Consider the following 13,323-nt stretch of genomic DNA (forward strand, 5'->3'; position numbering starts at 1 on the left):
TTCTGGGAGGTCATCGGTATGAGCCAGGCACGGCCCGCGCATCCGGGCCCGCGCCACTGGGCGCACTACATCGGCGGACGGTTCGAGGAGGCGGGAGAGCGCTTCCCGCTCGTCCATCCCGTGGACGGCACGGTGCTCGGCACGGTCCCCGAGGCGGACGCCGGGACGGTCGACCGCGCGGTCCGGGCGGCGCGGGCCGCGCTCGACGGGCCGTGGGGCGCCGCCACGGTGGAGGAGCGCTGCCGGGTGCTGCGGCGGGTCGCGGACGGGATGGCGGCGCGGTTCGAGGAGTTCGTCGCCGCCGAGGTGGCGGATACCGGGAAGCCGGCGGCGCTGGCGCGCGAGGTGGACATCCCGCGCGGGATCGCCAACTTCCGCGCCTACGCGGACCTGGTGTGGGGCCGCCCGGAGCGATCGTTCGCCACTCCGACGCCGGACGGCGCGGGCGCGCTGAACTACACGGTGCGCCGCCCCCTGGGCGTGGTGGCCGTGGTCTCGCCCTGGAACCTGCCGCTGCTCCTGCTGACGTGGAAGGTCGCCCCGGCGCTGGCGGCCGGCAACACGGTGGTGGCCAAGCCGTCCGAGCTGACACCCTCGACGGCGACGCTGCTGGCCGAGGTGATGGACGCGGCGGGGGTGCCGGCGGGCGTGTTCAACCTCGTCCACGGCTTCGGCGAGAACAGCGCGGGCGCGCACCTGACCGCCCACCCGGGCGTGGACGCGATCGCCTTCACCGGCGAATCGCGCACCGGCACCGCCATCATGCACGCGGCGGCCGCCCGGCTCGCCCCGGTCTCATTCGAACTGGGCGGGAAGAACCCGGCGCTGGTCTTCGCCGATGCCGACTTCGAGCAGGCCGTGGAGGGCACGGTCCGCTCGGTGTTCACCAACGCCGGGCAGGTGTGCCTGTGCACGGAGCGGGTCTACGTCGAGCGCAGCGTGTTCGGCGACTTCGTCGACGCGCTGGCCGAACGGGCCCGTGGGCTGCGCCTGGGCGGTCCGTACGACGGCGCCACCGAGATGGGGCCGCTGATCTCGGCCGAGCACCGCGACAAGGTGCTGGGGTACTACAGGATGGCCGAGCAGCAGGGCGCCACGGTCCACGCCGGCGGCGGCCTCCCGCCCTTCGGCGACGCGCGCGACCGGGGCTTCTTCGTGGAGCCGACGGTGCTGACCGGCCTGCCGGAGGACGCCCGTCCGGTCCGCGAGGAGATCTTCGGCCCGGTCTGCCATATCGCGCCGTTCGACGACGAGGCGGAGGCGCTGCGGCTGGCCAACGACAGCCCCTACGGCCTGGCGGCCACGGTCTGGACCACCTCGCTGTCCCGCGCCCACCGCGTGGCGCCCCGGCTGCGGACCGGTATCGCGTGGGTCAACTGCTGGAACCTGCGCGATCTGCGGACGCCGTTCGGCGGCGTCAAGGCGTCGGGCATCGGCCGCGAGGGCGGCGAGCACTCCCTGGACTTCTTCTCCGAACCCCTGAATGTGTGCGTGAAGCTGTGACCACCGATGCGATCACGCGGGCGGCCGACCGGCTCGCCCGCGCCCACGAGGACGGCGTCCCGGTGGCGCCGGTCCGCGATCTCGTCACGGACGTGGCGGACGCGTACGCCGTGCAGGAGCGGCTCACCGAGCGGGCGCTGGCCGCCGGCCGCCGCCTGGTGGGCCGCAAGATCGGCCTGACCTCGGCCGCCGTCCAGCGCCAACTGGGCGTCGACTCCCCGGACTTCGGGATGCTCTTCGCCGATATGGCGGTGCCCGACGGCGCCGAGATCCCGGTTGGCGCCGTCCTCCAGCCCAGGGCGGAGGCCGAGATCGCCCTCGTCCTGGAGCACGACCTCACCCACGAGCGGCACACCGCCGCGGATCTCTTCCGCGCGGTGGCGTACGTCGTCCCGGCCATCGAGATCGTCGGCAGCCGGATCCGCGACTGGGACATCCAGCTGGTCGACACCATCGCCGACAACGCCTCCTGCGGCCGCTACGTTCTGGGCGGCACGCCCGTACCGCTGGTGCGCGCCGGGGACCTGCGGGCGGCCGGCATGGTCATGGAGCGCCGCGGCGAACAGGTCTCCACCGGCACCGGGGCCGCCTGCCTGGGCCATCCGCTGCACGCCGCGCTGTGGCTCGCCGACACCCTCGTCCGCGTCGGCCGCCCGCTGCGCGCCGGCGACACCGTCCTGACCGGGGCGCTCGGCCCGATGGTGCCGGTGGCGCCCGGGGACGTCCTGGAGGCGCGGATCGAGGGGCTGGGCGGCGTGCGCGCCGCCTTCGCCCGGGAGGAGGAGCGGTGACCGGCCCGACCACCGACATCCTGGCCGCCGCCCGCGCCCTGGACCAGGCGGCGCTGGACGGTCGGCCCGTTCCCCAACTCACCGATACCGCCCCGCTGGACGTGGCGACGGCCTACGCCGTGCAGCGCGCGCTGCTGGAACGGCGCCTGGCCCGCGGCGAGCGCCCGGCCGGGGTGAAGATGGGCTTCACCAGCGCGGCGAAAATGCGCCAGATGGGCGTCGGCGACGTCATCTGGGGCCGGCTCACGGACGCGATGCGGATCGCCGACGGCGCCACGCTCGACCTGTCCGGTTTCGTCCACCCGCGGGTCGAGCCGGAGGTCGCGTTCCTGCTGGGCCGCCCGCTGGCCGGGGCGGTGAGCGGCGCGGAGGCTGCCCGGGCCGTCGCCGCGGTCGCCCCGGCGTACGAGGTCATCGACTCCCGCTACGAGGGGTTCCGCTTCTCGCTGCCGGATGTCATCGCCGACAACACCTCCGCCGCCGCGTTCGGCGTGGGTCTGTGGCGGGACACCGACCGGTTCGATCCGGTGGCCGGGCTCGCCAACCTCGGGATGGCGCTGGAGGTGGACGGCCGCCCCGCCGAGACCGGCAGCTCCGCCGCGATCCTCGGGCACCCGCTGCGGTCGCTGGTCGCCGCGGCCCGGCTGGCCGCCGACGCGGGCCTGGTCCTGGAGGCCGGCTGGATCGTGCTGGCCGGCGCCGCCACCGCCGCCGTCCCGCTGGAGCCCGGCCGCCATCTGCGCGTCACGGCCGGCGCCCTCGGCCGCGTCGAGGTCACCACCGGACGGGCCGCGCCCGCCGCGAAGGGAGAGCGCTGATGACCGCACCGGACCGCACCGCGCTGACCGTGGCCGGCCAGGCCCGCCCCCGGGGCCGCTTCCCGCACCTGCGGCGGGCGGGCGACTTCGTCTACGTCTCCGGTACCAGCTCGCGCCGCCCCGACAACACCTTCGAGGGCGTCGAGGTGGACGAACTGGGCACCACCCGCCTGGACATCCGCGCCCAGACCCGCGCGGTCCTCGCCAATATCGGCACGGTGCTCGCCGCCGCCGGCGGCAGCCTCGCCGACGTCGTCAACGTCACGGCGTACCTGGTGAACATGAACGACTTCGGCGGCTACAACGAGGTCTACGCCGAGCACTTCGACGAGCACGGCCCCGCCCGGACGACCGTCGCCGTCCACCAACTCCCCCATCCGCACCTGCTGATCGAGATCGCCTGTGTGGCGTATCTGCCCCGGCCCGCGCACGAGGAGTGAGAGCCATGGTGTCCAAGAAGACCCTCAAACCGTTCAACTTCCAGCGGTGGATCAGCGACCACCAGGACCTGCTGAGGCCCCCGGTCGGCAACGTCCAGGTCTGGGAGGACGGCGAGCTGATGGTGACCGTCGTCGGCGGCCCCAACCAGCGCACCGACTTCCACGACGACCCGGTGGAGGAGTTCTTCCACCAGCTCAAGGGCGACATGGTGCTGCGGGTGATGGAGGAGGAGGGCGCGCCGCCCACCGACATCCCGATCCGCGAGGGCGAGGTGCTGCTGCTGCCCGCGCACGTCCGGCACTCGCCGCAGCGCCCGGAGCCCGGCAGTATCGGCCTGGTCGTGGAGCCCGCCCGGCCGGTAGGTGAGCGGGACGCGTTCGAGTGGTACTGCGTGCGCTGCCACCGCCTGGTGCACCGCGCCGAGGTGCGCCTGTCCTCGATCGTCACGGACCTGCCGCCGGTCTTCGCCGCCTTCCACGGCGACGCCGCGGCCCGCGCCTGCGGGCACTGCGGTGCCGTGCACCCCGGCAAGGAATGGCCGGACGACCTGCGCCCGGTGACCCGGCAGACCGGCGGCGCCCGGTGACCGCCGCACCCCGCCCCGCGGAACGAACGGAGTACCCGTGACCGTCGTCGACGTCCACGCCCATGTCTTCCCCCGCGTCTCGCGCGCCGAGTCCCGCATCCTGCACCCCGAGGACGGCCCGTGGCTGCGGGAGGACGGCGGCGGCGCCGGGATGATGATGAGCGGGACCACCGCGTACCGGCCGGTGGGCCAGGAGTTGTGGGACCCCGAACCGCGCCTGCGGCAGATGGACCGCCAGGGTGTCGACATCCAGGTGGTGTCCTCGACCCCGCTGATGTTCGGTTACGCCGCCGACCCCGGGCGCGCCACGCAGTGGTGCGAGCTGGTCAACGACCGGGTGCTTCAGCTGTGCGCGCACGCCCCGGACCGGCTCGTCCCGCTGTGCCAAGTCCCGTTGCAGGATACGGAGTTGGCGTGCGCGGAGGTGAGCCGGGCGATGGCCGCGGGCCACGCCGGGGTGCATCTGGGCAACCACGTGGGCGACCGAGGCCTGGACGACGGCCCGATCCGCGAGTTCCTGGCGCACTGCGCCCACGAGAACGCGCCGGTGTTCGTCCACCCCTGGGACATGCTCGCCCCCGAGCGGATGCCCCGCTACATGCTGCCCTGGCTCGTCGGCATGGCGGCCGAGACCCAGCTGACCCTCCTCGGCCTGTGCCTGTCGGGCGCCTTCGAGCAGCTCCCGGAGAGCCTGCGGCTGTGCTTCGCGCACGGCGGCGGCAGCTTCCCGTACCTGCTCGGCCGGGCCGACAACGCCTGGCACCGCCGCGATCTGGTGCGCGCCGACTCCCCACGGCCGCCGTCCGCCTACCTCGACCGCTTCCACCTGGACTCTGCCGTGTTCGACCCGCGGGCCTTCCGGCTCCTGGTCGAGGTGATGGGCCCGGAGCGGATCATGCTGGGCACGGACTACCCGTTCCCGCTGGGCGAGGAGCGGCACGGCGCCCTCGTCCGCGACAGCCACCTCACCCCGGCCGAACGCGCCCTGGTCCTCGGCGGCAACGCGCTGCGGTTCTTCGGCCTGGACGCCCCGCGCCACGACTCCACGGAGGCACCGCGATGAGTACGACGAAGGTCGCCGTCATCGGATCCGGCAACATCGGAACCGATCTGCTGATCAAGATCCGGCGGTTGTCGGACCGGCTGGAGACGGCCGTGCTGGCCGGGATCGACCCGGACTCCGACGGCCTGGCCCGCGCCCGCCGGCTGGGCATCGCCACCACGGCCGGGGGCATCGACGGGCTGCTGGCCATGGACGAATTCGCCGAGGTGGAGCTCGTCTTCGACGCCACCTCGGCGCGCGCCCACCACCACCACGACGCCGTGCTGCGCCGGCACGGCCGCCGGGTCGTGGACCTCACCCCGGCGGCGCTCGGCCCATACGTCGTCCCGCCGGTGAACCTCGGCGCGCACCTGGACGCGCCCAACGTCAACATGGTCACCTGCGGCGGCCAGGCGACCATCCCCGTCGTCGCCGCCGTGTCCTCGGTGACGCCGGTGCACTACGCGGAGATCGTGGCGTCCATCGCCTCCCGCTCCGCCGGGCCGGGCACCCGCGCCAACATCGACGAGTTCACCGAGACCACCGCCCGCGCCCTCGAGCGGGTCGGCGGCGCGGCCCGCGGCAAGGCGGTGATCGTCCTCAACCCCGCCGAACCCCCGCTCATCATGCGGGACACCGTGCACTGCCTGGTCGGTGACTGCGACGAGGCCGCCGTCACCGCGGCCGTCCACACCATGGCGGAACGGGTCCGGGAGTACGTGCCCGGCTACCGCCTCAATCAGCGCGTCCAGTTCCAGCCGGTCCGCGCGGACGATCCGCTGCGGCGCCTGGCGCCGGCCGGCGCGGGCCCTCTCACGCAGGTGTCCACCTTCCTCGAAGTGGCGGGCGCCGCGCACTACTTGCCCGCGTACGCCGGCAACCTCGACATCATGACCTCGGCCGCCCTGCGCACCGCCGAACGCCTGGCCCGACCGCTCCCCCAGGAGGCCGCTGCCCGATGACCGCCACCCCGGCCCTGTACCTCCAGGACGTCACCCTGCGGGACGGTATGCACGCCGTCCGCCACCGCTACACCACCGACCAGGCCCGCACCATCGCCGCGGCCCTGGACGCGGCCGGTGTCGCGGCCGTCGAAGTCGCCCACGGCGACGGCCTGTCCGGCTCCAGCATCACCTACGGCATCGGCGCCCACACCGACTGGGAGTGGATCGAGGCGGTCGCCGGCAGCCTTGGCCGCGCCGTCCCCACCACCCTGCTCCTCCCCGGCATCGGCACCGTCCGCGACCTCCGGCGCGCCCACGCGCTCGGCGTCCGCTCGGTGCGGGTCGCCACCCACTGCACCGAGGCCGATGTCGCCGCCCAGCACATCGCCGCCGCCCGCGAGCTGGGCATGGACGTCGCCGGTTTCCTGATGATGTCCCATATGGCCGGGCCCGCCGAACTGGCCCGGCAGGCCCGGCTCATGGAGTCCTACGGCGCGCACTGCGTCTACGTCACCGACTCCGGCGGCCGGCTCACCATGGACGGCGTACGGGACCGGGTCCGCGCCTACCGGGACGTGCTCGATCCGGCCACGGAAATCGGTGTGCACGCCCATCACAATCTCGGTCTGGGCGTGGCGAATTCGGTGGTCGCGGTGGAAAGCGGCGCGCTGCGCGTGGACGCCTCGCTGGCCGGGCAGGGGGCCGGGGCCGGAAACTGCCCGCTGGAGGCGTTCATCGCCGTCGCCGATCTGATGGGCTGGCGGCACGGCTGCGCTCTCTTTCCGCTGATGGACGCCGCCGACGACCTCGTCCGCCCGCTCCAGGACCGTCCCGTCCGCGTGGACCGGGAAACCCTCACCCTCGGGTACGCCGGCGTGTATTCCAGCTTTCTGCGGCACGCCGAGGCCGCCGCCGCACGCCATGGCCTGGACACCCGCGCGGTCTTGGTCGAGGTCGGCCGGCGCGCGCTGGTCGGCGGCCAGGAGGACATGATCACCGACATCGCCCTCGACCTGGCGCATTCCGATGAGAACCGTGCGAACCCGTGAGAACCGTGCGGGCCGTTTTCCTCCTCCGTTCCGGAATCGGGGAATTGCGGTCACCTTTCCCCGGGCGGGGAAGAATGAATAAGCACACCTGGCGCGAATCCCCCTTCATATCTTCCCATTATTTAACTCACACGAGTTAATTGCCGTGTGTCGCATTGTCGCGCGGGCATCCCGATTTCGCACAGAGTCATGAAGAGTCACCGAAAGAGGGGAGGAACTGTGCGCGAGGAGAGGGACATCGAGCAGGTCGAGGTCTACGAGCCGCCGGTGCTGGAGGAGGCCGGCGGGTTCACCGAGAAGACCGAGGGATTCCGCGGCCACCACTGGGACGGCTGGGCCGGCTTCGGCCACAAGTGGTGGTGACACCCCTGTGCGGTGAGCGCTGGTTCGCGGTCCTTCCGGACTGCGACGCGGCGCTCGCCGCATTCCGACGGTTGCGCCATGCGGCCTGCCATGTCGTACGGCACGAGTCCGGCCGCCCCTGGCTGCTCGGCTGCTGGGAGGAGAGCCAGGCCCGGATCGTCCGGACCGGACCGGTCCGCCTGGCCCTGCTCGGCACCTGCCGGACGAGCGCCGCCGAACTCCTGCTGCGGGCCGACAAGTTGAGCACGGCGGCCCAGGCGGAGGACGCCGTGCGGGGCACGGCGGGATGCTTCACCCTGCTGGCGTCCGTACGGGGAGTGGTCCACGCCCGGGGCGCCGCCGCGGGAGCGCGGCGGCTGTACCGCGCCTCGGTGGACGGAGTGGCCGTCGTCGCCGACCGCGCCCGGACCCTGGCGTGGCTGACGGGCGCCGGGGTGGACATGGCGCAGCTGGCCGCCCGCATCACCTGCCTGGAGTCGACCCCCTTCCCGCTGGACCGGGCGGCGGTCTTCGAAGGCGTGCGCGCGGTGCCGCCGGAGCACGCCGTCCACCTCGACCGCTCCGGCCGCGCGGACGAACGCCGGTGGTGGCAGGCGCCGCCGCAGGACCTGCCGCTGGCCGAGGGAGCGGCCGGGCTGCGCCAGGCACTCCGGGAGGCGGTGGCCGCGCGGGTGCGTCCGGGGCAGGTGTGGGGCGCGGACCTGTCCGGGGGGATGGATTCCACCTCATTGTGCTTCCTGGCCGCCGAGACCGGCGCCCAACTCGTCACCACCACCCTGGAGTTGAGCGACGCGGCCAATGAGGACGCCGGGTACGCCCGGTCCGCGGCGGCGGCCCTGCCGCGGGGCACCACGTGCCTGTCGTTCCCCATCGCGGAGCTGGAACCGTATCTGACGGGCCTGGCGGACGGCGGCGAGCCGGACGACGAGCCGGCGCTCAAGCGGCGGGACCTGGCCCAGCAGCGGCGCATCCGCGCGGTGCTGCGCGAGCACGGCGCGGAGCGGCGGCTGTGCGGACAGGGCGGGGACCATGTCGTCCTGCCGCCGGAATGCCATCTGCACGACCTCGTACGCCACCGGCCGGCGGCGGCCGTCCGCCGGCTCGCCGCGTTCGCCGCCCTGCAGCGCTGGCCCCGCGGCGCCACGGCGCGCTGCCTGGCCGACCGCCGGGGGCACGGTGCCTGGCTCGCGGGCCAGGCAGCGCTCCTGGCCCGCGGGCGGACGCCGGCCGCCGCACCCGACCTGGGCTGGGGCCCGTCGATGACGCCGAGCCCTTGGGCCACCGAGTACGCCCGGCAGGCCACCGCGGACCTCCTGCGCCAGGCCGCCGCGGACGTCCCCCCGCTGGCGGCCGCCCGCGGACCGCACCGCTGGATCTACCAGGCACAGCAGGCCGGACGGGTCGCCGTCACCTACGAGCAGTACGGGATGGACCTGGAGATGCCGTTCTGCGACGACGCGGTCCTGGAGGCGTGCCTGCGCGTGCGTCCGCACGAGGCGCTGAGCCCGTGGAGCTACAAGCCGCTGCTGGCCGCGGCGATGCGCGGCATCGTGCCGGACCCGCTGCTGGACCGTACGACGAAGGGCGACGCGTCCGCCGAGTGGCACGCCGGGATGAAGGCGCAGCAGCCGGTGCTCGCCGCCTGGGCGGACTCCTCGCGCCTGGCCGCCGCCGGCCTGGCCGACCGGGGCGCGCTGCGCCGTGCCTGGCTGAGCCCCGGCACGCTGCCGGCCGCCTGCGGCCCGGCGGTGGAAGCGGCGCTGGCCGCCGAAGCCTGGCTGCGGGACGTCGAGACCCATCCCGTTCCGGACTACCTCGAGGAGCATCCCCGTGACCGTGACCCTGTGCCGTGATGTGACCGCCTGCGACACCGAGGACGGTATGGTCCTGCTCGACATCCGCCGCGGCCGCTACTGGCAGCTCAACACCACCGGCGCCCTCATCCTGCGGGCGCTGCTGCGTGGCGTCGACCACCCCCGCCTCGCCGGACAACTCGCCGGCACCCGCCCCGTCACCGCCGAACAGGCCGCCCGGGACATCCGCGACCTGCTCGACCGGCTGACCCGGGCCCGCCTGGTGGAGGAGCGGACCGCGGCATGAGCCAGATCCTCGACGCCCAGCGCGGCCCGATGCCGTTCCGGCGCCGCTGCCAGGCACACCTGGCCGTCGGCGCCGCCCGCCTCCTCGCCCGCCTCACCCCCAAACGCCTCGGCGCCCTCCTCAACCTGCTGCGGCACGGCGCCCGCGCGGCCACGTACCACGAGGCGCTGCGCGCCCGCCGCGACGTCACCGCCGTCAGCACCCTGTGCGCGGGCACGTACTGCCTCCAACGGTCCCTGGCCACGGCCTTGTTGTGCCGTATGCGGGGCGTCTGGCCGACCTGGTGCACCGGCGTGCGGACGCCGCCGTTCAGCGCGCACGCCTGGGTCGAGGCCGAGGGCCGCCAGGTCGGCGAGCCCGCCGACGCCGCCGCCTACCGCCCGATCCTGGCCGTGCCGCCGCACCATCCGACGCCACGGACCTGACGGGGCCGACTCCCTGACGTCAAGCCCCCGCACCCCCTCGGACACCGTGCACATCGTCCTCGCGGACGGGGACGAGTCCGCGCCGCTGGCGCGGTAGGGGCGCGGGGCGGCCGGCTTACCTGGAAGAGCCGGACGGCGCGGCGTCCGCCCCGAACCCGTAGTCCAGCAGCTTCGTCGCGTCCCCGTACCGGTCGGTGCTGTTCAGCACGGTGCCGACGAGCGTCTTGCCGCCGCGGGTGGCCGCGAAGACCAGGCAGTCGCCGGCCGGGGTGGTGGTCCCGGTCTTGATGCCGATGGCACCCTCGTAGGAGCCGAGCAGCTGGTTGGTGTTGTTCCAGGTGTAGTAGCGGGTGCGGCCGTTGGCGGCCGGCGCCTCACCCTTGTACTGCTTGGTCTTGACGACGGTGCGGAAGGTGTCGTTCTGCATGGCGTACCGGGCCAGCTTCGCCAGTTCGGTGGGCGTGCTGGAGTCCGACCCCGCGCCGTCGAAGGAGTCGAACTCCGTGTGGGACAAGTGGAGTTCACCGGCCTTCGCGTTCATCTTCGAGACGAACGACGCGGTGCGTTCGGTGCGGTTGGCGCCGCTGCCGAAGGTGTCGGCCAGGGCGTACGCGGCGTCCGCGCCGGAGGGCAGGAGCGTCGCGTACAGCAGCTGGCGGACGGTGACCTTGTCGCCGGTCTGGAGGTCCGCGGTGCTGGAGCCGTGCTCGGTGACGTAGTCCCGGTACGCCTGCTGCACGGGGACCTGGCGCTCCAGGTCGACGTTCGGGGTGTCGAGCACGACGGACGCGGCCATGATCTTCGCCGTGCTGGCGATCGGACGGGCGGTGTCCGCGTCCTTGCCGAAGAGCGTCCGGCCGCTGGAGTCGTCCACGAGCGTGGCCCCCTTGGCGGCGACCGCCGGCGCCGGCCGGTCGGGAGTCGCTGCCTGGGCGGTCAGCGGGGAGAGCGCGAGCAGGGCGCCGCCGGCGACGGCGGCCACGCGCCTGGTGAGTGTGGTGACAGTCAAAGAGAAACGCTCCGTATCGGGTTGGGGTGCCTGCCTCATCAGTGACAGTGCCCTATACATCTAACCCCATCAGCGGTGGTACGACTCGCGCCGGCGCCGCGATCAACTCCCGATACCGCCTTGGGAGTCAGGCCGCGGCCCCTCCGCCCGAGCGCATCGCCCGCCCCTCAATGGCCGGGACCGGGCGGGGGCGGCAGCTGCTCGATGATGACGAGCGTGCCCCGGCTGCCGGGACGCACCGCGTGGCGCACGCCCGCCGCGACCACATACAGCTCCCCCGCGCGCACCTCGACCTCGGTGTCCTCGACGGCCAGTCGCAGCGTGCCGTCCAGTACGAGCAGCGCCTCCGCCGTGTCGTGCGACTCCGGCTCACCGGCCCGCCCGTCCATCCGCAGCACCTTCACCCCGGCGCCCCCGACCCGACCGAGCAGGTGCGAACTCCAGGCATCCGGCAGCCCAGCGGCCGTCCCCCGCACATCGACAACACCGGCTGTCTCAACAACCTTCAAGGCATGCCTCCTCCCGGGCTCAGCCGCCGGGGAAGGAAACAACCCCGCCCAGGCACCCGCCCGCACTCGCAATCGGTGAATGCTGCGACGTTACGACAGGACGGCGCGCCGCCGGCTGACCGTTCGGTAAAGCCTGTCCGGGTGCGCAAGCCGTTCGGACGTGCCCGGATGGCGGCGGCGGCCGGTCCGTGCATGACTGGCATGGGCCGCGCAGGGCACGGGCACCTGCGCTGGCGTGACAGACCGGGCCGACCGCGAAGGGAGCCCTGCGATGGCTGGTACCACCGGCGGCCCGCCACCCGTGACCGGCCCGCCGCCCCTCACCGAACGGCCCGGAAGTCTCCGGCTTCCCGGCCTCCTGCTGGGCGTCGGACTGGGCGGATTCGTCGACGGCATCCTGCTGCACCAGGTCCTCCAGTGGCACCACATGCTGACCAGCACCGACCAGGACCGCATCGGGGTGAAGTTCTACCCGGCCACCACCGTCGACGGCCTGAAGATGAACACCGTCTGGGACGGCGTCTTCCACGCCGTCTGCTGGCTCTCCGTCCTGCTGGGCCTGGCGATCCTGTACGCCAGGGTGACCTGCCACCGGCGCCGGGTGTGGACCTCCGCGGTGCTGTGGGGGTGGGTGGTGGCCGGGTGGGGCGTCTTCAACCTCGTCGAAGGGTTGCTGGACCACCAGATCCTCGGCATCCACCACGTACGCGCCGGCGCCCAGCAGGTGTGGTGGGACGCCGGTTTCCTGCTGCTGGGCGTGCTGTTCGTCCTCGTCGGCTGGCTGCTCCAACGCCGCGGCCGCCCGTTCGACCCGGATTCCGCGGCCGGTACGGCGCCGGCCGGCCCCGCCTCGGCATGATCCCGCCGCACGCCCTGGCCCACCACACCACAGGCACCGGACCGCCGCCCGGCGTGATGCCCCTCGCCGGTGCCTTGCTGGCCGCGGGCGCGCTCTACGTCCTGGGCGCCGCCCTCGCCCGTCACCGCAACCCGGCCGCGGACTGGAGCCGCTGGCGGACCGCCTCGTTCCTGTGCGGTCTGGCGCTGCTGGGCGCGGCCCTGCTACCGCCGGTCGCCTCCCTCTCCCACGCCGACTTCCGCGGCCATATGCTCCAGCACCTGCTGATCGGCATGTACGCCCCGCTCGCCCTGGTGCTGGGCGCGCCCGTCACCCTGCTCCTGCGCACCCTGCCCGTACGGCACGCCCGGCGCCTGGCCCGCCTGCTGCGCGGCCGCTGCGTGCGCGCGTTCGCCCGCCCAGCCGTCGCCCTCCTGCTCAGCGTCGGAACCCTCCCGCTGCTCTACCTCACCCCCCTCTACCCCACCGTGACCGGCCACCCGCTCGGCCACCCGCTCCTCCACCTCCACTTCCTCCTCTCCGGCTGCCTGTTCGCGTGGGTGATCGCCGGGCCGGACCCGGCGCCCGCCCGGCCCGGCGTGCCCGCGCGGCTGGTCGTCCTGGGCGTCGCGGTCGCCGCGCACGCCACGGTGTCGCAGATGATCTACGCCGGGCTCTTCCTCGGCGTACCGGCGCCCCCGGAGCAGATCCAGGGCGGCGCCGCGCTCATGTACTACGGCGGCGACCTCGCCGAACTGCTGCTCGCCGCCGCACTCGTGTCCACCTGGCGCCCCACGCGCCGCCCGCGGACCCCTCCGGGCCGGTGGGCGGACGCGCGAGGAGCGACGCGGGCGACTGCCAGGACGCCCGCTTCCGGCGGCACAGGGACAGACCGATAACAGATC

General features: G+C 73.9%; 16 protein-coding genes. 14 read left to right on the plus strand and 2 right to left on the minus strand.

Annotated elements, in window-relative coordinates:
* The first annotated feature begins 18 nt into the window (after window positions 1-18).
* The 12 genes from ADL22_RS10715 (at window position 19) to ADL22_RS10765 (ending at window position 10,062) form a co-directional block, all read left to right on the plus strand.
* On the plus strand, window positions 19-1,503 hold the full coding sequence (locus ADL22_RS10715) for a 2-hydroxymuconic semialdehyde dehydrogenase (RefSeq protein WP_066976224.1): 1,485 nt from the start codon (window positions 19-21) through the stop codon (window positions 1,501-1,503).
* A complete protein-coding gene (locus ADL22_RS10720) occupies window positions 1,500-2,294 on the plus strand; it encodes a 2-keto-4-pentenoate hydratase (RefSeq protein ID WP_066976227.1) in 795 nt (264 codons plus the stop codon). Before ADL22_RS10715 ends, ADL22_RS10720 begins: the two co-directional genes overlap by 4 nt.
* Window positions 2,291-3,112, plus strand: a complete 822-nt coding sequence (locus ADL22_RS10725; RefSeq protein ID WP_066976230.1) for a 2-keto-4-pentenoate hydratase — start codon at window positions 2,291-2,293, stop codon at window positions 3,110-3,112. The genes ADL22_RS10720 and ADL22_RS10725 overlap by 4 nt, the downstream gene beginning before the upstream one ends.
* A complete protein-coding gene (locus tag ADL22_RS10730) occupies window positions 3,112-3,552 on the plus strand; it encodes a RidA family protein (protein WP_066976233.1) in 441 nt (146 codons plus the stop codon). The genes ADL22_RS10725 and ADL22_RS10730 overlap by 1 nt, the downstream gene beginning before the upstream one ends.
* 5 nt (window positions 3,553-3,557) lie before the next feature.
* Window positions 3,558-4,139 (plus strand): 3-hydroxyanthranilate 3,4-dioxygenase, encoded by a 582-nt coding sequence (locus ADL22_RS10735; RefSeq protein ID WP_066976235.1) that lies wholly within the window; start codon window positions 3,558-3,560, stop codon window positions 4,137-4,139.
* Between the two features lie 37 nt (window positions 4,140-4,176).
* Window positions 4,177-5,202, plus strand: coding sequence for an amidohydrolase family protein (locus ADL22_RS10740; protein WP_066976238.1), 1,026 nt, complete (start codon window positions 4,177-4,179; stop codon window positions 5,200-5,202).
* Window positions 5,199-6,143, plus strand: a complete 945-nt coding sequence (locus ADL22_RS10745; protein ID WP_066976241.1) for an acetaldehyde dehydrogenase (acetylating) — start codon at window positions 5,199-5,201, stop codon at window positions 6,141-6,143. Before ADL22_RS10740 ends, ADL22_RS10745 begins: the two co-directional genes overlap by 4 nt.
* Window positions 6,140-7,174, plus strand: a complete 1,035-nt coding sequence (gene dmpG, locus ADL22_RS10750; protein WP_066976244.1) for a 4-hydroxy-2-oxovalerate aldolase — start codon at window positions 6,140-6,142, stop codon at window positions 7,172-7,174. The genes ADL22_RS10745 and dmpG overlap by 4 nt, the downstream gene beginning before the upstream one ends.
* 219 nt (window positions 7,175-7,393) lie before the next feature.
* Window positions 7,394-7,537: a lasso RiPP family leader peptide-containing protein gene (locus ADL22_RS34645; RefSeq protein WP_159048603.1), complete on the plus strand. Its 144-nt coding sequence runs from the start codon at window positions 7,394-7,396 to the stop codon at window positions 7,535-7,537.
* Window positions 7,531-9,390 (plus strand): asparagine synthase-related protein, encoded by a 1,860-nt coding sequence (locus tag ADL22_RS10755; protein WP_159048604.1) that lies wholly within the window; start codon window positions 7,531-7,533, stop codon window positions 9,388-9,390. Before ADL22_RS34645 ends, ADL22_RS10755 begins: the two co-directional genes overlap by 7 nt.
* A complete protein-coding gene (locus tag ADL22_RS10760; RefSeq protein WP_066976250.1) occupies window positions 9,368-9,637 on the plus strand; it encodes a lasso peptide biosynthesis PqqD family chaperone in 270 nt (89 codons plus the stop codon). The genes ADL22_RS10755 and ADL22_RS10760 overlap by 23 nt, the downstream gene beginning before the upstream one ends.
* Window positions 9,634-10,062 carry a lasso peptide biosynthesis B2 protein gene (locus ADL22_RS10765; protein WP_066976255.1) on the plus strand — a complete coding sequence of 143 codons (429 nt, stop codon included), beginning with the start codon at window positions 9,634-9,636 and terminating at the stop codon, window positions 10,060-10,062. The genes ADL22_RS10760 and ADL22_RS10765 overlap by 4 nt, the downstream gene beginning before the upstream one ends.
* A gap of 115 nt (window positions 10,063-10,177) precedes the next feature.
* Here the strand turns inward: ADL22_RS10765 and ADL22_RS10770 are convergent, their stop codons facing one another.
* A complete protein-coding gene (locus tag ADL22_RS10770; RefSeq protein ID WP_107116266.1) occupies window positions 10,178-11,071 on the minus strand; it encodes a D-alanyl-D-alanine carboxypeptidase family protein in 894 nt (297 codons plus the stop codon).
* A gap of 167 nt (window positions 11,072-11,238) precedes the next feature.
* Complete coding sequence (locus tag ADL22_RS10775; protein WP_066976263.1) at window positions 11,239-11,580, minus strand: cupin domain-containing protein; 342 nt, start codon at window positions 11,578-11,580, stop codon at window positions 11,239-11,241.
* Window positions 11,581-11,851: 271 nt separating this feature from the next.
* Here ADL22_RS10775 and ADL22_RS10780 point away from each other — a divergent pair, with 271 nt between their 5' ends.
* Complete coding sequence (locus ADL22_RS10780; protein WP_079064011.1) at window positions 11,852-12,439, plus strand: DUF2243 domain-containing protein; 588 nt, start codon at window positions 11,852-11,854, stop codon at window positions 12,437-12,439.
* Window positions 12,436-13,317, plus strand: a complete 882-nt coding sequence (locus tag ADL22_RS10785) for a cytochrome c oxidase assembly protein (RefSeq protein ID WP_066976266.1) — start codon at window positions 12,436-12,438, stop codon at window positions 13,315-13,317. Before ADL22_RS10780 ends, ADL22_RS10785 begins: the two co-directional genes overlap by 4 nt.
* Window positions 13,318-13,323 lie beyond the last annotated feature (6 nt).

Origin of the sequence: Streptomyces sp. NRRL F-4489, assembly GCF_001509485.1 — a bacterium.
Lineage (GTDB): Bacteria > Actinomycetota > Actinomycetes > Streptomycetales > Streptomycetaceae > Streptomyces.

Coding starts and splice junctions, on each gene's coding strand:
- ADL22_RS10715 (WP_066976224.1), top strand. CDS start 19: ATGAGCCAGGCACGGCCCGCGCATCCGGGCCCGCGCCACTGGGCGCAC.
- dmpG (WP_066976244.1), top strand. CDS start 6,140: ATGACCGCCACCCCGGCCCTGTACCTCCAGGACGTCACCCTGCGGGAC.
- ADL22_RS10735 (WP_066976235.1), top strand. CDS start 3,558: ATGGTGTCCAAGAAGACCCTCAAACCGTTCAACTTCCAGCGGTGGATC.
- ADL22_RS10780 (WP_079064011.1), top strand. CDS start 11,852: ATGGCTGGTACCACCGGCGGCCCGCCACCCGTGACCGGCCCGCCGCCC.
- ADL22_RS10765 (WP_066976255.1), top strand. CDS start 9,634: ATGAGCCAGATCCTCGACGCCCAGCGCGGCCCGATGCCGTTCCGGCGC.
- ADL22_RS10745 (WP_066976241.1), top strand. CDS start 5,199: ATGAGTACGACGAAGGTCGCCGTCATCGGATCCGGCAACATCGGAACC.
- ADL22_RS10785 (WP_066976266.1), top strand. CDS start 12,436: ATGATCCCGCCGCACGCCCTGGCCCACCACACCACAGGCACCGGACCG.
- ADL22_RS10730 (WP_066976233.1), top strand. CDS start 3,112: ATGACCGCACCGGACCGCACCGCGCTGACCGTGGCCGGCCAGGCCCGC.